Source organism: Microbacterium sp. NC79, assembly GCF_019061125.1.
In the GTDB taxonomy this organism is placed as follows: Bacteria; Actinomycetota; Actinomycetes; order Actinomycetales; family Microbacteriaceae; genus Microbacterium.
Genome location: NZ_JAHQYI010000001.1, coordinates 582,714 through 604,641 on the forward strand (window position 1 = coordinate 582,714; position 21,928 = coordinate 604,641).

General features: G+C 63.5%; 22 protein-coding genes. 16 read left to right on the forward strand and 6 right to left on the reverse strand.

Features of this window, described 5'->3' with window-relative positions:
- Positions 1–19: 19 nt before the first annotated feature.
- Genes tsaB through KTJ77_RS02520 form a run of 4 tightly spaced genes read left to right on the forward strand, consistent with a single transcriptional unit; the run spans position 20 to position 2,731 of the window.
- Positions 20–628, forward strand: a complete 609-nt coding sequence (gene tsaB / locus KTJ77_RS02505; protein ID WP_217336936.1) for a tRNA (adenosine(37)-N6)-threonylcarbamoyltransferase complex dimerization subunit type 1 TsaB — start codon at positions 20–22, stop codon at positions 626–628.
- Entirely contained in the window at positions 625–1,110 is a 486-nt protein-coding gene (gene rimI / locus KTJ77_RS02510; protein ID WP_217336937.1) for a ribosomal protein S18-alanine N-acetyltransferase, read from the forward strand. Before tsaB ends, rimI begins: the two co-directional genes overlap by 4 nt.
- The gene (gene tsaD / locus KTJ77_RS02515; RefSeq protein ID WP_217336938.1) at positions 1,107–2,174 is read left to right on the forward strand and encodes a tRNA (adenosine(37)-N6)-threonylcarbamoyltransferase complex transferase subunit TsaD; all 1,068 of its coding nucleotides are present in this window, start codon (positions 1,107–1,109) and stop codon (positions 2,172–2,174) included. The genes rimI and tsaD overlap by 4 nt, the downstream gene beginning before the upstream one ends.
- Before the next feature lie 29 nt (positions 2,175–2,203).
- Positions 2,204–2,731: a hypothetical protein gene (locus tag KTJ77_RS02520; RefSeq protein WP_217336939.1), complete on the forward strand. Its 528-nt coding sequence runs from the start codon at positions 2,204–2,206 to the stop codon at positions 2,729–2,731.
- A 216-nt stretch (positions 2,732–2,947) separates the two neighbouring features.
- On the opposite strand, the gene KTJ77_RS02525 is transcribed toward KTJ77_RS02520, so the two are convergent.
- On the reverse strand, positions 2,948–4,135 hold the full coding sequence (locus KTJ77_RS02525) for a class I SAM-dependent methyltransferase (RefSeq protein ID WP_217336940.1): 1,188 nt from the start codon (positions 4,133–4,135) through the stop codon (positions 2,948–2,950).
- Between the two features lie 19 nt (positions 4,136–4,154).
- Between KTJ77_RS02525 and KTJ77_RS02530 the strand changes: the two genes are divergently transcribed.
- The 4 genes from KTJ77_RS02530 (at position 4,155) to KTJ77_RS02545 (ending at position 7,398) form a co-directional block, all read left to right on the forward strand.
- The gene (locus tag KTJ77_RS02530) at positions 4,155–4,301 is read left to right on the forward strand and encodes a hypothetical protein (protein ID WP_217336941.1); all 147 of its coding nucleotides are present in this window, start codon (positions 4,155–4,157) and stop codon (positions 4,299–4,301) included.
- A gap of 67 nt (positions 4,302–4,368) precedes the next feature.
- Entirely contained in the window at positions 4,369–4,665 is a 297-nt protein-coding gene (gene groES, locus KTJ77_RS02535) for a co-chaperone GroES (protein ID WP_217336942.1), read from the forward strand.
- A gap of 366 nt (positions 4,666–5,031) precedes the next feature.
- Positions 5,032–5,961: an EamA family transporter RarD gene (gene rarD, locus KTJ77_RS02540; RefSeq protein ID WP_217336943.1), complete on the forward strand. Its 930-nt coding sequence runs from the start codon at positions 5,032–5,034 to the stop codon at positions 5,959–5,961.
- A 150-nt stretch (positions 5,962–6,111) separates the two neighbouring features.
- On the forward strand, positions 6,112–7,398 hold the full coding sequence (locus KTJ77_RS02545) for an ABC transporter substrate-binding protein (RefSeq protein WP_217336944.1): 1,287 nt from the start codon (positions 6,112–6,114) through the stop codon (positions 7,396–7,398).
- Positions 7,399–7,701: 303 nt separating this feature from the next.
- On the opposite strand, the gene KTJ77_RS02550 is transcribed toward KTJ77_RS02545, so the two are convergent.
- The 4 genes from KTJ77_RS02550 to KTJ77_RS02565 form a co-directional block, all read right to left on the reverse strand.
- Entirely contained in the window at positions 7,702–8,454 is a 753-nt protein-coding gene (locus KTJ77_RS02550; protein ID WP_217336945.1) for an ABC transporter ATP-binding protein, read from the reverse strand.
- The gene (locus KTJ77_RS02555) at positions 8,451–9,332 is read right to left on the reverse strand and encodes an ABC transporter ATP-binding protein (protein ID WP_367948891.1); all 882 of its coding nucleotides are present in this window, start codon (positions 9,330–9,332) and stop codon (positions 8,451–8,453) included. Before KTJ77_RS02555 ends, KTJ77_RS02550 begins: the two co-directional genes overlap by 4 nt.
- Positions 9,333–9,555: 223 nt before the next feature.
- Positions 9,556–10,539 (reverse strand): branched-chain amino acid ABC transporter permease, encoded by a 984-nt coding sequence (locus tag KTJ77_RS02560; protein WP_217336946.1) that lies wholly within the window; start codon positions 10,537–10,539, stop codon positions 9,556–9,558.
- 1 nt (position 10,540) lies between these two features.
- On the reverse strand, positions 10,541–11,878 hold the full coding sequence (locus KTJ77_RS02565; RefSeq protein ID WP_217336947.1) for a branched-chain amino acid ABC transporter permease: 1,338 nt from the start codon (positions 11,876–11,878) through the stop codon (positions 10,541–10,543).
- A 407-nt stretch (positions 11,879–12,285) separates the two neighbouring features.
- Here KTJ77_RS02565 and guaB point away from each other — a divergent pair, with 407 nt between their 5' ends.
- Positions 12,286–13,788 (forward strand): IMP dehydrogenase, encoded by a 1,503-nt coding sequence (gene guaB, locus KTJ77_RS02570; protein WP_217336948.1) that lies wholly within the window; start codon positions 12,286–12,288, stop codon positions 13,786–13,788.
- A 455-nt stretch (positions 13,789–14,243) separates the two neighbouring features.
- Entirely contained in the window at positions 14,244–15,947 is a 1,704-nt protein-coding gene (locus KTJ77_RS02575; protein WP_217336949.1) for an ATP-binding cassette domain-containing protein, read from the forward strand.
- On the opposite strand, the gene KTJ77_RS02580 is transcribed toward KTJ77_RS02575, so the two are convergent.
- On the reverse strand, positions 15,944–16,816 hold the full coding sequence (locus KTJ77_RS02580; RefSeq protein WP_217336950.1) for an EamA family transporter: 873 nt from the start codon (positions 16,814–16,816) through the stop codon (positions 15,944–15,946). The genes KTJ77_RS02575 and KTJ77_RS02580 overlap by 4 nt on opposite strands.
- 38 nt (positions 16,817–16,854) lie before the next feature.
- Here KTJ77_RS02580 and KTJ77_RS02585 point away from each other — a divergent pair, with 38 nt between their 5' ends.
- The 6 genes from KTJ77_RS02585 to guaA all read left to right on the forward strand — a co-directional run bounded on the left by KTJ77_RS02585 (position 16,855) and on the right by guaA (position 21,844).
- Positions 16,855–17,364: a MarR family winged helix-turn-helix transcriptional regulator gene (locus KTJ77_RS02585; protein WP_217336951.1), complete on the forward strand. Its 510-nt coding sequence runs from the start codon at positions 16,855–16,857 to the stop codon at positions 17,362–17,364.
- A 70-nt stretch (positions 17,365–17,434) separates the two neighbouring features.
- The gene (locus KTJ77_RS02590) at positions 17,435–17,740 is read left to right on the forward strand and encodes a DUF2277 domain-containing protein (protein ID WP_217336952.1); all 306 of its coding nucleotides are present in this window, start codon (positions 17,435–17,437) and stop codon (positions 17,738–17,740) included.
- Between the two features lie 25 nt (positions 17,741–17,765).
- Positions 17,766–18,884: a GuaB3 family IMP dehydrogenase-related protein gene (locus KTJ77_RS02595; RefSeq protein ID WP_217338293.1), complete on the forward strand. Its 1,119-nt coding sequence runs from the start codon at positions 17,766–17,768 to the stop codon at positions 18,882–18,884.
- Complete coding sequence (locus tag KTJ77_RS02600) at positions 18,885–19,703, forward strand: SURF1 family protein (protein WP_217336953.1); 819 nt, start codon at positions 18,885–18,887, stop codon at positions 19,701–19,703. It begins immediately after the preceding gene.
- 81 nt (positions 19,704–19,784) lie between these two features.
- Entirely contained in the window at positions 19,785–20,267 is a 483-nt protein-coding gene (locus KTJ77_RS02605) for a DUF3817 domain-containing protein (protein WP_217336954.1), read from the forward strand.
- Positions 20,264–21,844, forward strand: coding sequence for a glutamine-hydrolyzing GMP synthase (gene guaA, locus KTJ77_RS02610; RefSeq protein ID WP_217336955.1), 1,581 nt, complete (start codon positions 20,264–20,266; stop codon positions 21,842–21,844). The genes KTJ77_RS02605 and guaA overlap by 4 nt, the downstream gene beginning before the upstream one ends.
- The last annotated feature ends 84 nt before the right edge of the window (positions 21,845–21,928 follow it).

The following is a 21,928-nucleotide window of genomic DNA, read 5'->3' on the forward strand; positions in this document are numbered from 1 at the left end:
GGCAAGATAACCTGGAACCATGATTCTTGCCGTCGACACCTCCCTTGGAACAGCTGTCGCCGTCGTCGCTTTAGACGGCGACGTGCGTGCGCAAGCGACGAGCGAGAACCACCTCGGGCACGCTGAGGTCATCGGAACCCTGATTGCCGATGCGCTTGAAGCCGCCGGAAACCCAGAAATCACCCACGTTGCCGCCGGTATGGGCCCGGGGCCCTTCACCGGTCTCCGCATCGGCATCGCCGCGGCACGCGCCTTCGCGCTTGCCCGCGCGGCGCACCTGGTTCCGGTCGTCAGCCACGACGCACTCGCCCTCACCGCTCTCGAAAACGGCACCACAGGCACGTTCATTATCGAAACCGATGCCCGACGCCGCGAGCTGGCATGGACAACGTACGCGGGTCTCGACGACACTGGACTACCGCAGCGGATGACGGAACCAGCACTCGTGGCGCAGGCGGAAGCGGATGAAACGCTGACGGCTGGCAAGCGCATTGTCGCGACGGAACTCTCCGGCGGCGCCCTCGGACGGGTGGCTGCCCGCGCCGTTGCGGCGGCACGCACGGTTGGCCCTGACGATGCGCTGTACTTGCGTTCGCCCGACGTCGCCGCACCGCGGGTGCAGGCATGACAGCCGAATCGTTAGACGCCGCCGTATTCCGTGACGCGACTGCGGCGGATCTCGACGCGATCATGGCGCTGGAGCGCGCCAGTTTTCCCACCGATGCGTGGAGCGAAAACATGATGGCGGAGGAGCTCGTCTCCCCGCATGGACGCTACCTTGTCGTCGAACAAGCGGGAGAGTTGCTCGGCTACGGCGGAGTGCGGGTGGTGCAGGGCTCGCACGAAGGCGACATTCAGACCATCGCGATGGGCGCAGCAGCCCGCGGGCGGGGCCTGGGCCGCGCCCTGTTGCGCGCGTTGCTAGACGCGGGCCTTGATCGCGGTGCCCGCGAGATCTTTCTCGAAGTGCGCGCCGATAACGATGTCGCCCACGCCCTGTATGTTTCTGAAGGATTCGTCGAGTTGGGGCGCCGCGCGCACTATTACCAGCCCGATGACGTCGACGCGATTGTGATGCGTCGCCACCTGCCACCAAAGGAGAACGTGTGAGTGCCGCTGAGCCCCTCATCCTGGGGATCGAAACGAGCTGTGACGAGACCGGTATCGGCATCGTCCGCGGGCGCACCCTGCTGAGCAACACGATCGCGTCGAGTATGGACGAGCACGCTCGATACGGTGGCGTCGTGCCCGAAGTTGCCGCGCGCGCGCACCTCGAAGAACTTCAGCCCTCGATTGAGGCGGCGCTCGCCGAGGCAGGCGTCACCCTGAACGATCTCGACGCGGTCGCCGTGACCAGCGGCCCGGGTCTTGCCGGAGCACTCATGGTCGGCGTGGGGGCAGCGAAGGCGCTCGCGGTCGGCCTGGGCAAGCCGCTCTACGCGGTCAACCATCTCGTCGGACACATCGCCGCTGACATTCTCGACGCCGGTGCTGAGCCGCTGGAATACCCGACGGTCGCGTTGCTTGTCTCCGGCGGCCACACCTCGCTACTGCTGGTGCGCGATCTCACGACCGACGTTGAGCTCCTCGGTGAGACCGTGGACGACGCCGCCGGCGAAGCCTTCGACAAGGTCGCGCGCCTGCTCGGCCTGCCCTACCCGGGTGGTCCGCAGATTGACAGGACAGCGATCGGCGGAGACCCGAAGGCAATCCGTTTTCCTCGCGGACTCTCGCGTGCATCTGACATGGCCAAGCACCGTTACGATTTTTCGTTCTCCGGGCTCAAGACCGCGGTCGCGCGGTGGATGGAACAGCAAAAAGCGCTGGGAGCCGAGTACGACCCCGCAGATGTGGCGGCCTCATTCCGTGAGGCTGTCGTTGACGTCCTCGTCGCCAAAGCGCTCGACGCGTGTGCCCAGTACGAGGTTCCGCGCCTCCTTCTCGGCGGCGGCGTGATCGCCAACAAGCGTTTGCGCGAGGTTGCGCTGGAGCGTGCAGCGAAGGCTGGAGTGACCGTGCGCATCCCGCCGCTGTCGCTCTGCACAGACAACGGTGCAATGATCGCGGCCCTCGCCTCCGAGCTCGTGATGAGCGGTCGCAAGCCGTCGACCCTTGCGTTTGGCGCCGACTCCACCCTGCCCGTCACCGAAATCCAGGTCGCCGAGTCGGCATGACTGGATTCCTGCGCCGCGACAATAAAGCCATGTCTTCCGACGCGGCCGAGATCGTTGCGCCCGCAGACCAAGCCCCCGAATCCGTCCAGGCTGTGAGCGGTGACGGGACAGTGGGTTCTGATGGTGGTGCCGGAACAGTGGGTTCTGGTTCCGTGCCGGGCGCGTCAGCAATCAATTCCGACGCGGAAACCGTCGTGATTGGTCGCGAAGCGGATATCGACGCCGCAGGCGAACAGCGCGCAGCGAGCGAGCCCGCCACCAGCACTGGCTCGACGCCGACCACGAAGACCCTCCGCTGGCTTCCCGCACCCTCGATTCGTAAGGGCTACGGCGGATCCGCCGTCTCGTTTGCGCTCGCCGGATTGGCAACGTCATTTTTCGTCGGCTGGGCGTTCCCGCTGGCGCTCATCGGCGTCGCGCTCGGCATTGTGGCAGTCCGCAAGCCTGAGGAGAGTAGCCGCTTGGGCGTCTGGGGTATTGCGCTGGGTATTCTCGCGACGATCTACAGCGCCGGATGGCTCTGGTGGGCAGGCACTCAGCTGCACTGGTTCGCCTAACCCGCCACGCCTTCCGTGCTCCCAACTGCGCCCACCAACTCGCGAGACTCACTTTGGTCGGCGAGACACAGCGCGGCCGCATGTTTCTCGCCGACCAAAATGTGTTTCGCGGGCTGAGGCCGGGATGGCGGAACGGCGGGTGCCGGAAAGCGACGCGGGCGCGGCCGCGTGGAGCGCAGGGCTCAGACGCGGGCGCGGCCGCATGAAGCGCAGGGCTTAGACGCGATCGGCGAGGATCGCGACGCGCTTGGAGCCTGCGCGGGTGAGGATCAGCGTTGCCGACTGCGACCCCTTGAGGTTCAGCTTCTTCCGGAACGCGGCGGGGTCGATGTCCATCCCGCGCTTTTTGATTTCCAAAGTGCCGATTTCGAGCGTTCGGAGCGCTTTTGCGAGGGTCTTCACATCGGCAGGGAAAACCTCGCGAATGCGAAATGATGACACGAACGGGCTCGTGAGCGCCGCATCCGACGTGAGGTAGGCGATGCCCTCCGCAACAGGGCCGGCTTCGAGCGAACGCGCGACGTCGCCGACAAGACGAGCACGGATAACCGAACCATCCGGCTCGTGCAGGAAGGATCCCAGTGCGCGCGGCTCTTCGTCAGGGCTATCCGCTGGTGCCGTCATCTCATGCGCATGCTCGCCGCGCACAACGAGGGCCGCGCGTCGTACCCCTGTGCGGGCGAGGGTGCCGGTCCAGACCACGAGTTCGACCACGTCACCATCGACGCTGACCCATTGCGTTTCGGCGTCCGCAGGCAGGCTGTCACGGTCGTGTGCTGGGCCGAGCTTCACGCCGATGGGGAGTTGATTTGCGAGCCCGAATACCCAGTCAAGGTGCGGCGAGTAGTCCGCGGCTGTGACTCGCTTGGTTTCGCTGTGACCTTTTGTGCGCCGAGCAGGGTCCAGCCATGCCGCTTCGATGCCGGTGAGGTCAACGTCCTCTGCGAAACTATGGCGAACCTCCGCACGGTCGCCGAACGGTGCGAGGTTATGCGCCGTGATACCTGCGGTCACCGCATCAGCGTCAACCGCGAGCACGCGCAGGCCCGCCCCGGCGAATGCGAGCGAATCTGCGCCGATGCCGCAACCGAGGTCAGCAACCGATGCCACACCTGCGGCCAGGAATCGTTGCGCGTGCCGAGCTGCGACCGGCATTCGCGTTGCCTGTTCAAGGCCCGCCTGCGTAAACAGCATGCGAGCGGCGAACGGGCCAAACTTCCCCTGGGCGCGGGTGCGCAACCGCGCCTGGGTCACGACAGCAGACGTGAGGTCGGGGGAGTGACCAGCCGCGCGCAAACGGGTGACTGCCTTCAACGCATCGTCGCTTGAAACAATCGGGCCGACCTCGTCGATGAGGTCGAGAGCCTCGCGCGAAAGCAGCGTGACGAGTTCAGACATCTCCATCCAGCCAGCCTAGTTTGCCGTGCAGCGCGGCACTGTTGTTCCGCTCGTCGCAGGTGCCCATGGTTCCGTCGGAATCCGCGACGATGGTTCCGCTCGCGTTCCGCCCAAAGCGATAACCGGAACGAAGTTGGCACTCGCGTTGCATGAGTGCCAATTGCAGTCGTAGACTTGCGTTAGCACTCACCTGGTGTGGGTGCCAATAATCTTGATTCGCCAGAAGGAAGAGGTAAACCGTGTCGGTTTCCATCAAGCCGCTCGAGGACCGCATCGTCATCAAGCAGGTTGAGGCAGAGCAGACCACGGCTAGCGGCCTGGTCATCCCGGACACCGCGAAGGAGAAGCCCCAGGAGGGCGAGGTCGTCGCAGTTGGTCCCGGTCGCATCGATGACAACGGCAATCGCGTGCCCCTCGACGTTGCTGTCGGCGACCGCGTTCTCTACAGCAAGTACGGCGGCACCGAGGTCAAGTTCGGTGGCGACGAGTTCCTCGTGCTGTCGACCCGCGACGTGCTCGCAATCGTCGTTCGCTAAGGCGCGCTTCGTACGCATTTCAAAAGGTCCACGTGATTCGTCACGTGGACCTTTTGCTATTCCCGGGATCGTGTGCGGAACCACGGAGCGTGGCCGTACGGATGTGGCTGCGGAACCAGGGGTGGAACCAGGGGCGGGCGGAACCATGGGGTGGCGGGACGACGGCTGCGGAACCAGGGACGCGGAACCAGGGGGTGGCGGGACCAGGGCAGCAGATCCAGGGCAGCAGAACCCGTGGCGCAGGAACCGACGCGGCGACGTGCACCAGGGCAGCCGAACCTGTGGTGCAGGAACCGGTGCGGCGACGGGCACCAAGGCAGCGCAACGTCGACACCGTATGTCCAACCGCGGCGATAGCCTGAGCATGTGACTTCTCCCGACGCCCGCGAGCGCAAACTCGGCTTCATCTACGGCTTGCTCGCGTATTTGCTTTGGGGCTTTCTGCCGCTGTACTTTCTCACCCTCGCGCCGACAGGTCCGTGGGAGATCGTCGCGATGCGGATCTTCTTCTCACTTGTGCTGTGCGCAATTTTGATTGCCGTCACCCGATCATGGGGGCGGTTGCGCGCCATTTTTGCGAGTAAGCGCACCGTCTGGCTGACGGTGCTTGCGGGCGTGCTCATCTACGTCAACTGGCAGGTCTTCGTTCTTGCAACGTTGACAGGCCACATTATTGAAACCGCGCTCGGATATTTCATCAACCCGATCGTCACAATTCTGCTTGGCGTTTTCGTTATGCGTGAGCGGCTCAGACCGCTGCAATGGGCGGCTGTTGGGCTGGTAGCGGTCGCCGTCGCCATCATCGTGATTGGCTATGGCGCATTCCCCTGGATCGCGCTGATTCTCGCCGGAAGCTTCGGATTTTACGGCCTCATTAAGAAGCAGATTGGTCCACGTGTTGATGCGCTCAGCGGGTTGACGCTGGAGTCGCTGTGGCTGGTTCCGATCGCCGCAGCGCAACTCATCTGGGTTGGCGGGACGGTGGGAATCACGTTTGGCAACATCAGCGTGGGCCACACGCTTTTGCTCATGTTCGCTGGGGTCGCCACCGCGGTTCCGCTTCTCCTTTTTGCCGCAGCGACGCGGCGCACCACGCTCACGGTGGTGGGCATTTTGCAGTTCTTGACGCCGCTCATGCAGTTCGCGACAGGGGTATGGATTATGGGTGAGCCCATGCCGCTGGAGCGCTGGATCGGGTTTGGTGTGGTGTGGGCGGCGCTCGCTGTTTTCATCGCCGACTCGGCGATCGCGGCGCGACGTGGGCGGGCAGTCGTCGGGGTTGAATCCACACCGTAAGCGGGTAGCAGATTCTGTGCATTGAAATGCCCCAAATAGGGGCGCAGGGGAAAACGTTAGCGCACTGAGACATTGTTAATGCGTCTGAACTCGTATTGTTGTGACACTGACCTGCACAAGGCGAGGTCAGACGAACGTAAGGATGCGTTTATGTACGGAACCCTGACCTCCCGTAAGGGCAAGGTTTTCGCTGGAGCAGCACTCGTTGCTGCTAGTGCGCTCGTACTTGCTGGCTGTAGCACCGGCGGCGGAGGCGACCCGACGACCGAGCCCACCGGAACAACCGAACCCGGAACGTCCGCCCCCTCGGGCGAAGCGCTCACGCTCAAGCTCGGCTCGCTATTGCCGCAGACGGGCTCGCTCTCATTCCTCGGACCGCCCATGGAATCGGGCGTGCTCCTCGCTGTTGAGGAAGTGAACGCCGCTGACGCGGGCATTACGATCGACTACACCCCTGCTGATGAGGGTGACACGAAGAACAAGGTCTTTGAGACCAGCATCGAGAGCCTGCGCGGTAAGGGCATCACCGCCCTCATCGGTGCAGCGTCATCGGGTGTCTCGAAGCTCATCCTTGATGGCAACGTCGAGGCCGGCATCATGCAGATCTCGCCGTCCAATACGTCGCCCGACTTCACGGCGTGGAAGGACAACGGCCTGTACTTCCGTACCGCGCCGAGTGACCTGCTACAGGGTGAAGTTCTCGGAAACCTGATCGCCGATGACGGCCACGCATCGCTCGCGGTGCTGTACCAGAACGACGCGTACGGTTCGGGACTCGACAAGGCCATCACCGAAACTTTCGAGGGTGCCGGTGGCGAAGTTGTTGAGCACCAGACGTTCAACGTTGGTGACACGCAGTTCGACGCGCAGATTCAGGCGGTCGTCGCTGCCAACCCTGACGCTGTGGCGATCGTGTCGTACGAAGAGTTCAAGGCGCTCGCGCCCGCACTTGTTTCGGCCGGAATCACCGCTGACCAGATGTATCTGGTTGATGGCAACCTGTCGAACTACGGCACCGACATGTCGATCGATCTGACCGGCGCACAGGGCACCCGCCCCGGCCCGAAGCTCGAAGACGACTTTACCGACCGCCTGCAGGCTGCATGGACGGGCGCTGGCAACAGCGAGGTGAAGGACTTCACGTACGCCGCTGAGGCTTACGACGGCGTCATCCTGACGGCGCTGGCAGCACTTGCTGCCGGCTCGACCGACGGCGCAGACATGGCAGCCAAGATGGCCGAAATCTCGGGCGGCACCGGCAAGGGTGAGAAGTGCACCGACTTTGCCGGATGTGCTGCACTGCTCGCTGAAGGCAAGACCATCGACTACGACGGCTACTCCGGAGACGTCACGTTCGACGAGAACGGTGACCCGAAGGGCGCCGCGATCGGCACCTACAAGTACGAGGCAGACAACCTGGCTACCCGTACCGACTAATCACGACACCGCAGGGAGGGGCTCAGCCGAGTCCCTCCCTTTGCGTTGCCCAGCGCCCCAGCGCTCCCGCTCACGTCTGCGAAACACATTTTGGTCCACGAGACACACGTTCCCCGCTGGTGTCTCGACGACCAAAATGTGTCTCGCCCGTTGGAAGGGGTGCTGGGTGGGAGGGAGAGCGGTGGGGCGGAACCAGGTGGCTGGGTGGGAGCGAGAGCGGTGGGGGCGGAACCAGGGGCGCGGGGGGGCAAAGGGAAGAGCCGGGCTCCGAAGGAGATCGGGAGCCCGGCTTGGTGAAGCAGGCTAGGCGGCCTCAGAGCCCAGCGTGCCGAGGTAGAGGCCAATGACCTTCGGGTCATTGAGCAGATCGCGTCCGGTGCCCTCGTAGGCGTCCCTGCCCTGGTCAAGCACGTAGCCGCGGTCACAGATCTGTAGGCATCGGCGGGCGTTCTGCTCCACCATGATCGTGGTCACGCCCGCTTTGTTGATCTCGGAGACGCGCAGGAATGCGTCGTCTTGGCGCACCGGGCTGAGGCCAGCGCTCGGCTCATCAAGCAGCAGCACGCTCGGGTCCATCATGAGCGCACGGCACATCGCCACCATCTGGCGTTCACCACCAGACAGCGACCCGGCACGCTGGCCGAGGCGGCCATCGAGTTCCGCAAAGATGCTGGTGACGAATTCGAGGCGTTCTGCGTACTTCTTGGGGGCCTGGAAGACTCCCATTTGCAGGTTTTCGGCGATCGTCAGCGACGGAAAGACGTTATTCGTCTGCGGCACAAAGGCGACGCCGCGTCTGACCAGCTTGTCGGCTTTGAGCCCGACAATGCTCTCGCCATTGACGGTGATATCGCCTTCGCGCACCTTCAGCATGCCGAAGATCGCCTTCAAAAGCGTCGACTTACCCGCGCCGTTCGGGCCGATGATGCCGATCAGCTCACCCTTGCGAGCAATCAGATTCGCGCCGTTCAGAATGTTGATGCCAGGCAGGTAGCCGGCGTGCACGCCCTTCATCTCAACAACGACATCACCATTCGCACCGGTGTTATCGGTCATTTCGACTCCTTCGTGTCAATGGTGGGGATGCGGCCAGTGACGACACCGAGGTCAATGTCCTGGTGGGCACCGAGATACGCGTCGATCACAGCCTGGTCTTCCATCACAGCATCAGGCGGCCCCTCGGCAACGATCTTGCCCTCCGCCATCACGACCACCCAATCGGCAATGTGACGCACCATGTGCATGTCGTGCTCAACGAAAAGCACGGTCATGCCACGGTCTTTCAGGTCGAGAACGTGGTCAAGCAGCGACTGTGTCAGCGCCGGGTTCACACCGGCCATCGGCTCATCGAGCATGACCAGGTTCGGGTCGTTCATCAGCGCACGCGCCATATCAAGAAGCTTGCGCTGACCGCCGGAGAGCGACGCTGCGAAGTCTTGCTCCTTCGCGTCGAGCTTGAAGCGTGCCAGCAGGTCACGCGCCTTCGCCGTGATCTCCGTCTCCTGCTTCCGCCAACGCCATGGCATGAGCGACGCCCAAAAGCCCTCGCCCTTTTGATCCTTGGCACCGAGCTTCATGTTTTCCAACACGGACAGGAGCGACAACGCCTTCGTGAGCTGGAACGTGCGCACCTGCCCCATCCGCGCCACCTTGAACGACGGCACGCCCGCGAGGCTGTGGCCGTCGTATGTCCACGTTCCGGTGTTGGGCTTGTCAAACCCGCACAGCAGGTTAAACAGCGTCGTCTTGCCTGCGCCGTTTGGTCCGATGAGCGCGGTGATCGCGTGCCGCGGAATCTCGAGGTGGTTCACGTCAACGGCCGTCACGCCTCCAAAGTTTCTGGTGACGTTATCGACGATGAGAATCGGGTCAACCTTGGGGATGCCTGGCGTGCCCGGTCCCTTCGCGAGGCCCGTCGTCTTCTGACGTTTCACAGCGACCGGCTCGGCAGCCTCACGCTCGGCGATAACCTCTTCGGGAGTTGCTTCGTGCACATCCTCTTGCTCGGGCGGAACATCGCCAGCGTCGGCCGCTGGTTGTGTCACCGCATCAACAACCGCAGCCGCTGGTTCCGGAACCACGGTGTCGGCAGTCGCATCGGGTGCGTGCACCGGAACCACGGGTTCCGGCTGCTCACCGGTGCTGTCGGGAATCTGGTTACTTGACAAAGGTCATCTCCCTCTTGTCTCCGAGGATGCCTTGTGGGCGGAAGATCACGATCAGCATCAGGGCGATACCCATCAGGAGCTGCACAATGGCCGCGCTTTGCGAATTGGCGAGCGGCAGTCCGAGGACGGGAATCACCGAGCCGAGGAAGGCGTAGACGACCCAGAACAGTACGGCACCGAGTGTGGGGCCGAAGACCGTCGCTGCGCCACCGAGCAGCAGGATCGTCCAGAGGTTGAACGTCATATCGGTGACGTACGAACCCGGGGTGACGGCAGAGGGCAACGCGTAGACGATGCCACCCATCGCGCCCATCACACCACCGATGATGAGGGCCTGCATCTTGTAGGCGAAGACGTTCTTACCGAGCGAGCGCACGGCATCTTCGTCTTCGCGGATGCCCTTGATAACGCGGCCCCAGGGGCTGCGCATCAGCATAAACACGACGATGATGCAGACGGCGAGCAGGATCAGGCCGAACAGGATGATCCACCAGCGGGCGTTGGTGTAGGTCCAGGTCCAAAAGCCCCACTTGTCTGAGGTCTGCCCGCCCATGAGTACCCACGGGTTCGCGGCCTGAAAGCCCACGTTGTAGCCGTCCAGGCCGTCGTTTGAGCCGGTGACCGAGTCGAACGCCGCGGTGTTCAGCAACAGGCGCACGATTTCTGCGGCGGCGATCGTCACGATGGCAAGGTAGTCGGCGCGTAGTCGCAGGGTAGGAATACCCAGGATGAACGCGAACAGCACTGCAGCGATCAAGCCGAGCGCCATAGCGCCGTACCAGGGGAGCCCAAACGTCAGAACACCGATCGCGTATCCGTACGCACCGAGGGCCATGAACGCGGCCATACCGAAGTTCAACAGGCCCGTGTAGCCGAAGTGCACAGCCAATCCGGTGGCCGCGATCGCGAACGCGATCGTGGTGGGTGAGAGCAAGAAGCGGAGCGAATCCGCCAACACAGCCATGAAGTCCATGTCAGCCCAACCTTTCCTTGCGGCCGAGCAAGCCTTGCGGCCTCACCAGCAAGATCACGATCAGGGCGAGCAAAGCGCCAGCGAACTTGAGGTCAGAGGGAATGAATAGCGGCGAGACCTCGACGACGATACCGATGATGATGGAACCAATGAGCGCGCCAAACGCGGTTCCCAAGCCGCCGAGGGTGATCGCCGCGAAGATCAACAGCAGCATCGAGGTGCCCATGTCAAACTTCACGCCGCGGAGGTAGTAGGCCCACAGCACACCGCCGAGAGCGGCAAGGCCACCTGCCAGCATCCACACCAGGCGCACGACAGATTCAACGTTGATGCCAGATGCTGACGCCAGCGACGGGTTGTCACTAATGGCTCGCGTGGCTTTGCCGAGGCGCGTGCTGGTCAAGAAGAACGCAACGCCGAGAATCACGACGATGCTGACGCCAGCGATGATGAGGTTGATGTACGTCGTCTTGATCGGGCCAAGCGGGAATTCGGTGACGTTCTGGCCCGGCACCTCATACACGTTGCCCTTGATCAAGATTTGATAGAACGAACGAAGCGCAATCGCGAGGCCGATACTCACCACGAGAAGCTGCACGATGCCGAGGCCCTTGCGCCGCAGCGGCCGCCACAACCCGGCATCGAGCGCGAACCCGAGCCCGACGCCGGCGAGGACGGCAGCAGCGATACCGACCCACAGCGGGGCATCCCAAATCGTGGAGACGATCATCATCACAATCGCACCCCACGACACCATCTCGCCGTGTGCGAAGTTCGACAGCCCCGTGGTTCCGTAAATCAGAGCGGCACCCATCGAAGCGAGCGCAAGCATCAGACCAAACACCACGCCGCGGAACAGGCTGTTCAGCAGCTGATCGCCGAACGACGTGGTCTCGCGGACGCCCTCGCCCAAGAAGAGGTTGACCGTCTTCTTGCCGGTGAGATCAAACGTCACGGTCTGCGATGCCGACTCGCCTTCAACGATGACGCCCTCAGGCAGGGTCGATTCGTCAACGGTGAGCGTGTACTCCGCGTTCTCAGGGACGAACAGTTCCCAGCGACCCTTGTCGTTTGTGACGGTCTCAGCGCTGAATCCGTTGCCCTCAATCGTGACGGTGATGCAGGGGAGCGGCTCATCGTTGAACTTGATGAAGCCGCTGAAGCGCCAGTCCGTCTTCTCTTGCTCTGCGGGCGGGTCACACGTCGCGGCAGCGACCGGAACCGTTGTCGCGCTCGCGGCAGTCGCCAAAGACGGTGCCACGATCACCAACCCGGCGAGAAGGAATGCGAACAATAGGATCAGCGCGCGCCACCGATGGCGGTACTGGGTTCGGGTCATTGAGTGAGACACACAACCTCCGCTTGTTGTTGGGATCTCCAGCAAACGCGTGGGCCCGATCGACAGTGATTCGGGCTGGAATGTGAGCCTATTGCGAAAAGCGGGCGAACGGGGAAGAAATATTCAGTCGTTGTCATGGTGTGACCAGCGAATTGTGCGCAGGTGACCTGGTTTTCGCACCAGCCACGGGGTTCCGGAACCAGGGTGCGGTGCACAGTCGTCGGGTGCGGCATGTTTGCCCGGGCGTGTCGCGATCAGTGGGCCCGCAGCTGGGCGGCGCAGCGGTCTGGAATAAATCGCGCGCATTGCGAATTACACTGGATAGACACGGACGACCCATCCGTGACAGGCCGCCGACGTCCCTCGCCCCGCGATAACCGCGCCATTAGCGCAGGAGGAACCTTTTCATGGAACAGAATGACCCCTTCGGCTTCACCGGCCTGACATACGACGACGTTCTCTTGCTGCCCGGTGCGACGGACGTTATTCCCAGTGACGCAGACACCTCCTCGCGATTCTCGAAACGCATCACTGTCGCCACCCCGCTGGCATCGGCCGCCATGGACACCGTGACCGAGTCACGCATGGCAATCGCCATCGCCCGCCAGGGTGGTATCGGCATTCTGCACCGCAACATGTCGATCGAAGACCAGGCCGCACACGTTGACCGCGTCAAGCGCAGCGAGTCGGGCATGATCAGCGACCCGATCACCACGACGCCGGAAACGACGATCGAAGAGGTCGACGCGATGTGCGCGAAGTACCGCATTTCGGGTCTGCCGGTCGTCGATGAAGAGGGTCGCCTTGTCGGTATCGTCACAAACCGTGACATGCGCTTCGTGCGCGGCACCGACCGCAAGACCACGCTCGCAAAAGATGTCATGACGAGCGAAAACCTCATCACCGCGCCGGTTGGTATCGCCGCAGAAGACGTCATCGCGCTGTTCGCGAAGAACCGTGTGGAGAAGCTGCCGCTGCTCGACGAGAATGGCAAGCTCGCAGGCCTCATCACGATTAAAGACTTTGACAAGAGTGAGAAGTACCCGCTCGCCACGAAAGATGAGCTCGGACGCCTCCGTGTTGGTGCCGCGATCGGCTTCTTCGGCGACGCGTGGCAGCGTGCCGAGGCGCTTCGCGACGCGGGCGTTGACGCGATCGTCGTTGACACCGCTAACGGACACTCATATGGCGTGATCGACCTCATCACGCGCCTCAAGGCTGACGAAACGTTTGCGCACATCGACATCGTCGGTGGCAACATCGCCACGCGTGAGGCCGCACAGGCACTCATCGAAGCCGGCGCTGACGCGATCAAGGTTGGTGTTGGTCCCGGATCAATCTGCACCACACGTGTTGTCGCCGGTGTGGGTGTTCCGCAGGTCACCGCGATTTGGGAGGCTTTCCAGGCCGCACGCGAAGCTGGTGTTCCGGTGATCGCAGATGGCGGTCTGCAGTACTCGGGCGACATCGCCAAGGCCCTCGTCGCCGGTGCTGACACCGTCATGATTGGTTCGCTGTTCGCCGGAACCGACGAATCACCGGGTGAGATCGTCTTCGTCAACGGTAAGCAGTTCAAGCAGTACCGCGGCATGGGCTCGCTCGGCGCGATGCAGACCCGCGGCAAGCAGACGTCGTACTCGAAGGACCGCTACTTCCAGGCAGACGTGCCCAGCGATGACAAGCTCATCCCCGAGGGTATCGAAGGGCAGGTTGCGTACCGCGGCCCGGCTGCTGCCGTCGCCTACCAGCTCGTCGGTGGCCTGCGTCAGTCGATGTTCTACGTCGGCGCTCGCACGATCGAAGAGCTCAAGGCCAAGGGTAAGTTCGTGCGCATCACGGCTGCCGGTCTGAAAGAATCGCACCCGCACGACGTACAGATCGTCGTCGAGGCTCCGAACTACCGCAAGTAGTTTTTCTGAGACGGAACCTCTCCTCGCGCCGCGAGGGGAGGTTCCGTTTTTCTGTGGTCGTTTGGTGCCGTTCTGTATGGGCTGCATCGGCTGACCGCAAAATGCATCGCGGATTTCGAAATGTCTTCCTCATGAGTCGCTCTGGTTCACTTCTGTCACACAATCCGTTGCATTTTGCAGCGGCGGGCGGAACCAGAGGGCGGGTTGGCAAGGAAAGGCTGCGGCCCGAGGTTCCGCTTTGAGGCCCGGGCCCGAGGTCCTGGCCGGCGTTATGCATCACGAAATGCGTTATGTCATGCTCATGTGCCTCACCAGTCACACTGGCACCACAATCCGATGCATAACGTCGCCGCCTGCGGGAGCTGGGGGCGAACGAAAACACCGACGAGGCGTAGCGGGCCGCTCGATGCCGCTATCCTGAAAGGCTCGCCTGCCGCGGGCGAGAGGATTACACCGTGGGATTCATCGACATCAACGCCGTGTCATACACGCTGCCCGATGGGCGGCCGTTGCTCGACGACATCACGTTTCGGGTCGGCGAGGGCAAGACCACCGCGCTGATCGGTGAGAACGGTGCGGGCAAGACGACGTTGCTACGCATCGTCCGGGGTGACCTCAAACCCGACAGTGGTGCCGTCACAATCAACGGCGGCCTGGGCGTGATGGACCAGTTCATTGGCCACGCCCGCGCCGCCGACCCGGCGAATCCACCAACCGTGCATACCCTGCTCGTTGATGTCGCGCCCGACCGCATCCGCCTCGCGGCTCGAGCGCTGGAGGCCACCGAAAACGCGCTGATCGATGATGACAGCGAGCGGAACCAGATGGCGTACGCGACGGCGATTGCCGAGTATGCAGATGCTGGCGGATACGAGTACGAAACGGTGTGGGATCGTGTGGCGACAGCGGCGCTCGGTGCCGGATTCGAGCGCGTGAAGTATCGGGAGCTGTCGACGCTGTCTGGTGGCGAGCAAAAGCGCCTCGCGCTCGAAGCGCTCCTTGCCGGCCCTGACGAAGTGCTGTTGCTTGACGAACCAGACAACTATCTTGATGTGCCTGGCAAACGCTGGCTCGAAGCGCGCCTGCGTGAAACCAAAAAGACCGTGCTGCTGGTGTCGCACGATCGTGAGCTGCTTGCCCGCGCCGCCGACCGGATCGCTACGCTCGAAGTCGGTGCCACGGGCGCGACCGCGTGGATCCACGGCGGCGGATTCAACACCTACCACGCCGCGCGCGACGCCCGCATGGAACGCCTCGAAGAGCTACGCCGCCGCTGGGACGAACAACACCTCAAGCTCAAGCAGCTCGTGGTCGCCCTCCGCGATGCGGCCAAGCGCAGCGATGAGCTGACCAGCCGCTACCGTGCGGCGCAAACGCGGCTCGCGAAGTTTGAGGCCGCCGGCCCGCCGCAAGAGAAGCCCCGCGAGCAGAACCTCGACATGCGCCTGCGCGGCGCGCGCACCGGCAAGCGATCCGTGGTCACTACCGACCTCGAACTCACCGGCTTGATGAAGCCGTTCACGACCGAAATCTGGTTTGGTGACCGGGTCGGCGTGCTCGGCTCCAACGGGTCAGGCAAGTCCCACTTCTTGCGCCTGCTGGCACGCGGCGGAACGGATCCCGACGGAACCATGGGGCACGTCACGACCGCGGGCCAGCGCGCCGCCGCGGTTGCGCACACCGGTCGAGCCGTTCTCGGCGCGCGTGTGGTGCCGGGATGGTTTGCGCAAACGCACCAGCACCCCGAGTTTGTCGGGCGCCCACTGCTTGACATTCTGCATCGCGGTGAGGATGACCGCGCCGGTATGGCGCGTGACGCGGCGAGCTCAGCGCTCAGCCGCTATGGCCTCGCGCTTCAGGCTGAGCAGAATTTTGAACAGCTCTCCGGCGGGCAGCAGGCCCGTTTTCAAGTGCTACTCCTCGAACTCGGCGGTGCCACACTGTTGCTGCTCGACGAGCCCACAGACAACCTCGACCTGGTCTCGGCTGAAGAACTGCAGGATGCACTTGAGCGGTTTGACGGCACAGTACTGGCCGTGACACACGACCGGTGGTTCGCACGCTCTTTCGATCGGTTCTTGATCTTCCGCTCTGATGGTTCCGTCGAAGAATCTGCAACGCCCATGTGGGACGAAAAGCGGGTGGAACGCGCTCGTTAGCTCGGCTGAGCCTGACGTGGCGGGCGGGCGATGGCGATGACCACGCCGGCGATGACGAGTGCGATGCCCAGGGCCTGAGTGGGGCCGAACGGTTCGCCGGCCACGATGACGCCGAGGACGACCCCAGACACCGGGTTCAGCAGTCCGATCGCACCGACGGCTGCGGCGGGCAGGTGGCGGAGGCCGGTGAACCAGGCGAAGTACGCGAGGGCCGTGCAGATCACACTGATGTAGGCGAAACCCGCGATTTCGGTGCCGGTCAGGGCGGGAGGTGCGCCCTCGAAAACGACCGCGAGAATAACGACCAGCACGGAACCAGTCATCAGTTGCCAGGATGCCAGCGTGACCGGGGCGATCGAGCCACCCCACCTAGCGGTCAACACAAAGCCGAGGGACGAGGCGGCCATCGCGCCGAGCGAGGCTGCCACACCCCAGCCGTTGACCTCGCTGAAGGACGCACCGACCATAATCGCGACGCCCGCGATGCCGGTGAGCGCGCCGGCCACCGGCAATAGGCGCGGCCGCTGACCGAGGAGTGCCCAGCCGAATAGCAGCATTCCGGCAGCGGCCGTGGACATCAGCGTTGCGGCGACGCCACTCGGCAGGGTCGCCGCCGCGACGTAGATGAGGGCGAAGAAGCCGCCGACGGTGAGAAAGCCGAGCACGAATGAACGCCAGATCCATTGCCCGCGGGGGAGTTCGCGAGAAACCAGAAACAAGATGATGGCGGCCGGAACCGCGCGAAAGACCGAACCCCAGAGGGGCGATTCGGCGGGCAGAAACTGACGCGTGACGACGTAGACGCTTCCCCACACGATGGGCGCGACCGCGGTAAGGAGGATCCAGCCGACCCGAGATTTCTGTTCCATGGAAGACATATTACTTCCTTGGAAGATATAGTGGTGCCATGTCGGATAGTCCGCGCGAGCCAGACCAGGTTGATGCCATCATGGCTGCCTGGCGTCGCGAGCGCCCGGATGTCGACCCATCGCCGCAGGGTGTGATCGGTCGCCTGCACCGGATCGCGCTTCTGCTTGACGGTCACCTCGATGCGAACTTCGCCCGCTTCGGACTCTCGCAGGGCGAGTTCGACGTGCTTGCGACGCTCCGCCGTTCCGGTGCCCCTTACGAACGCACCGCAGGGGAGCTTGCCGACCACACCATGATCACGACCGGTGGCCTCTCGAAGCGCGTCGACCGCCTCGAGGCCCGCGGCCTCATCGAGCGCACGGTCGACGCCATCGACACCCGTCGCCGCAATATCCGGCTCACTGCCCAGGGCCTGGCACTCGTCGATGAGGCTTACGCCGCACACATGGGGCTCGAGCTCGAGCTGATCAAGCACATTCCCGATCCTGAAGCCCTCGCCGCAGCCCTCCGCACCTGGGGGAGCGCCCTCCCCAATATCGATTCTTAGTCCGGTGCATGGGGCGGGCAAAGCGCCGGAGCCATTGAGGATGTCGGCGAGGCGGCGTAGCGTGCCGCACATGTGCCGCAACATTCACACCCTTCACAACTTCGAACCGGCAGCCACGAACGATGAGGTGCACGCCGCCGCCCTCCAGTACGTCCGGAAAATCGCCGGAACCACAAAGCCGTCGCTCGCAAACCAGGCGGCTTTTGACCGGGCGGTCGAGGAGATCGCTCACGCCACTCGGCACCTGCTTGAAGACCTGGTCGCGGTGCGCCCGCCCAAGAACCGTGAGGAAGAGGCGGCGAAGGCTCGGGCGCGGGCCGAAGCATCGGGCAGGTACACCGAGCGGGCGAGGGCAGGGGGTTCGGTGCATGCGTAAGCGAGGGTAGGCTTAGAGGGTGACCATGGAGATCGAGCTCGGACGCGGTAAGCGCGCTCGCCGGGCATACACGTTCGATGACATCGCCGTCGTACCCTCACGACGCACCCGCAACCCGGAGGATGTGTCGACGGCCTGGTCGATCGACGCTTATCACTTCGACACCCCGGTCATCGGTGCGCCGATGGACTCCGTGGTGAGCCCGAAGACGGCGATTGAGCTCGGCCGCCTCGGCGCGCTGGGTGTTCTCGACCTCGAGGGCCTCTGGACTCGCTACGAGACCCCGGAGCCGCTGCTCGCCGAGATCGCCTCGCTTGACGGCGAAAACGTCGTGCGTCGCATGCAGGAGCTGTACGCCGAGCCGATCAAGCCCGAGCTCATCACCTCCCGCCTCCGCGAAATCCGCGAAGCGGGCGTCGTCGTTGCCGGCTCGCTCTCACCGCAGCGCACCGCCGAGTTCTACGAGACTGTCGTCGCCGCCGGTGTCGACCTCTTCGTGATCCGTGGAACCACGGTGTCGGCTGAGCATGTCTCCTCCAGCGCCGAACCCCTCAACTTGAAGAAGTTCATCTACGACCTGGATGTTCCGGTCATCGTCGGTGGTGCTTCGACCTACACCGCAGCCCTGCACCTGATGCGCACCGGTGCTGCTGGCGTGCTCGTCGGTTTCGGCGGCGGCGCCGCCTCCACTACGCGCGCGACCCTCGGCATCCACGCACCGATGGCGACTGCTGTTTCCGACGTTGCTGCCGCTCGCCGCGACTACATGGACGAGTCAGGCGGACGCTACGTGCACGTCATCGCTGACGGTGGCGTCGGAACCTCGGGAGACATCGTGAAGGCGCTCGCCATGGGTGCTGACGCTGTCATGCTGGGTGTCGCGCTTGCGCGCGCAACCGACGCACCTGGTTCCGGATACCACTGGGGTCCGGAAGCACACCACCCCTCCCTGCCGCGCGGCAAGCGCGTGCAGGTCGAGCAGGTGGGCACGCTGGAAGAAGTTCTGCACGGGCCGACCCCTGTCGTTGATGGCACAGCCAACCTCATGGGGGCGCTGAAGAAGTCGATGGCCACGACCGGCTACTGCGACCTCAAAGAGTTCCAGCGCGTCGAGGTTGTGCTCGCGCCCTACCAAGCGCTGTAAATGACGTCTGTCGAGGCGCCCCTCTTTCCGCCGACGCTCCGCGAAGTTCTGCTGCGTCCGCGGTGGTTGGGCATTCTCGGCATCGCACTCATCGTCGCCGGCGTTTTCGCATGGCTCGGGCAATGGCAACTCGACATGGCGATCGATGAAGACCCGGTTCCGATTGAGGTGACCGAAGAGGTCAAGCCGATTGCTGACGTCGTTTCACCTGGGCAATACTTGCCGGAGCCGTACGTCGGACACCGGGTAGACGTTGCCGGATCCTTCATCGCCGACGACTTCCTCGTGGTGTCCTCGCGCCACAACGAGGGCGTCGAAGGGTACTGGGTTACCGGCCAGCTACGCCTTGCCGACACCGAGGTTCCGACCTCGCTCGCCGTGGCCGTCGGCTGGACAGACAGCCGAGAAGAAGCAGACAGCGTTGCCGCCCAGTTGAACGCCGATGCGCCGCAGGATGTCGCCCTCACCGGGCGAATCATCTCTGACGAGGGCGTGATGCCGCCGCGTGCGAGCCAGCCAATTACTGAAATGGTGCGCATGTCGCCCGCGCAATTGCTCGGCTTCTGGCATGACGCCGACGACCTCGCCGTCTACCGCCCGTATATGGCGTCAGAGAGCGCACTGGGGTCTCTCGACATGATCGTCGCGAACCCGCCAACGGAAGAAAGCTCGGTCAACTGGCTGAACATTTTCTACGCCATCGAGTGGATCGTGTTCGCTGGCTTCGCCTTCTTCATGTGGTACCGCCTGGCGAAAGACGCGTGGGAAAAAGAAGTCGAGCAGTTCGAAGAAGACTACCCGGAGATTGCGACCGCGTAGGTTTCGGCGCTGGCGAGCGGAACCCCGCTCGGCTGGGACGTATGGCCAGTGGCTTCGAGAGCAACGGTTAGGATAGAAGACATGGCTGCCCCGAAACTCGCCACCTTTCCGGCGATCCGCGGTGCACTGAAGTTCTATCAGATCGCGTCCATCATCACGGGTGTGTTTCTGCTTTTGCTGTGCGCCGAGATGATCCTCAAGTACACGCCCATCCACCTCGAGCTTTTCCTCGGTGGAAAGGGTGGCTTTCTGTGGTTAGCGCCGGTCGTGGAAACCGCTAACGGCCTGGAATCAACGGGCGACGGCATCAACCTTTCGCTCGTGATCCTGGTCGTCCACGGCTGGTTCTACGTGCTGTACCTCTTCGCATGCTTCCGCGTGTGGAGCATGATGCGCTGGGAGTTCCCGCGTTTCCTGCTGCTCGCACTTGGCGGCATTGTTCCGCTCTTGAGCTTCTTCCTGGAAGTTCGCACCGCTCGCGACGTGCGTGCCTACCTGGCGCAACGTGAAGCTGACGCGGCAGAATCAGACCAAACACCTCAGCCAATAACGGAGGCAAAGTGACCGAGACTCCTGAGACCGTGCAACGCCCGGTCCTGGTCGTCGACTTCGGTGCCCAGTATGCGCAGTTGATCGCGCGCCGGGTTCGCGAGGCGGGTGTCTACAGCGAAATCGTGCCGCACACGGCAACCGCTGCCGACATCCAGGCCAAGAACCCCGTCGGACTCATCCTGTCGGGTGGGCCGTCGTCGGTGTACGAAGACGGTGCTCCGCGCCTTGACCCTGCGGTCTTTGACCTGGGCGTTCCGACGCTCGGCATTTGCTACGGGTTCCAGATCATGGCCCAGACGCTCGGTGGCGAGGTCGCGGCGACGGGACTCCGTGAATACGGCGCAACCGACGCGGTCACCTCAACCGACGGTGTGCTGCTCGAGGGTATTCCTGCCGAGCAGAACGTCTGGATGAGCCACGGCGACTCCGTTGCCAAGGCTCCGGAAGGCTTCACCGTCAACGCCTCCACTGCGGGTGCGCCGGTGGCGGCTTTTAGCAACGATGAGCGCAAGTTCTACGGTGTGCAGTGGCACCCCGAAGTCAAGCACTCGGCACACGGTCAGAAGGTCATTGAGAACTTCTTGCACCGCGCGGTGGGCCTGGCTAACGACTGGAACAGCGGCAACGTGATCGCCGAGCAGGTTGACCGCATCCGCGCACAGGTCGGCAACGCTCGCGTGCTGTCGGCGCTGTCGGGTGGCGTTGACTCGGCCGTTTCGACCGCCCTGGTACACAAAGCTGTCGGCGACCAGCTCGTCGCCGTATTCGTTGACCACGGACTCCTCCGCAAGGGCGAGCGCGAGCAGGTGGAAAAGGACTACGTCGCCTCCACCGGTGTGCGCCTGGTCACGGTTGACGCTCGTCAGCAGTTCTTGGATGCCCTCGCCGGAGTGACCGACCCTGAGACGAAGCGCAAGATCATCGGTCGCGAGTTCATCCGCTCGTTCGAAGCCGTGCAGCGTCAGCTTGTTGACGAGGCAAAGGAAGCGGGCGAGCCGATCAAGTTCCTCGTGCAGGGCACGCTGTACCCCGACGTCGTTGAGTCCGGCGGCGGCGCAGGCACCGCAAACATCAAGAGTCACCACAACGTGGGCGGCCTTCCCGAAGACATGCAGTTCGAGCTTGTCGAGCCGCTGCGCACCCTGTTCAAGGACGAGGTTCGTCAGATCGGTCGCGACCTGGGGCTGCCCGAGGTCATCGTTGCTCGTCAGCCGTTCCCCGGCCCAGGCCTCGGTATCCGCATCATCGGTGAGGTCACGCAAGACCGCCTCGATCTGCTCCGCGACGCCGACGCGATCGCCCGCGAAGAGCTCACCGCCGCCGGTCTCGACAACGAGATCTGGCAGTGCCCTGTTGTGCTCCTCGCCGACGTTCGTTCGGTGGGAGTGCAGGGCGACGGTCGCACCTACGGTCACCCGATCGTGCTGCGCCCGGTCTCCAGCGAAGACGCCATGACGGCCGACTGGTCGCGCCTCCCGTACGACGTGCTCTCGAAGATCTCGAACCGCATCACCAACGAAGTGCGCGACGTTAACCGCGTTGTGCTCGACGTGACCTCGAAGCCCCCGGGAACCATCGAGTGGGAGTAAATGTCACGAAGAACGGCGCCGAGACTTCGGCGCCGTGCTTCGTGCTGGCCTCCAGACTGATCCCGGATCAGGATGGGGGCTTTG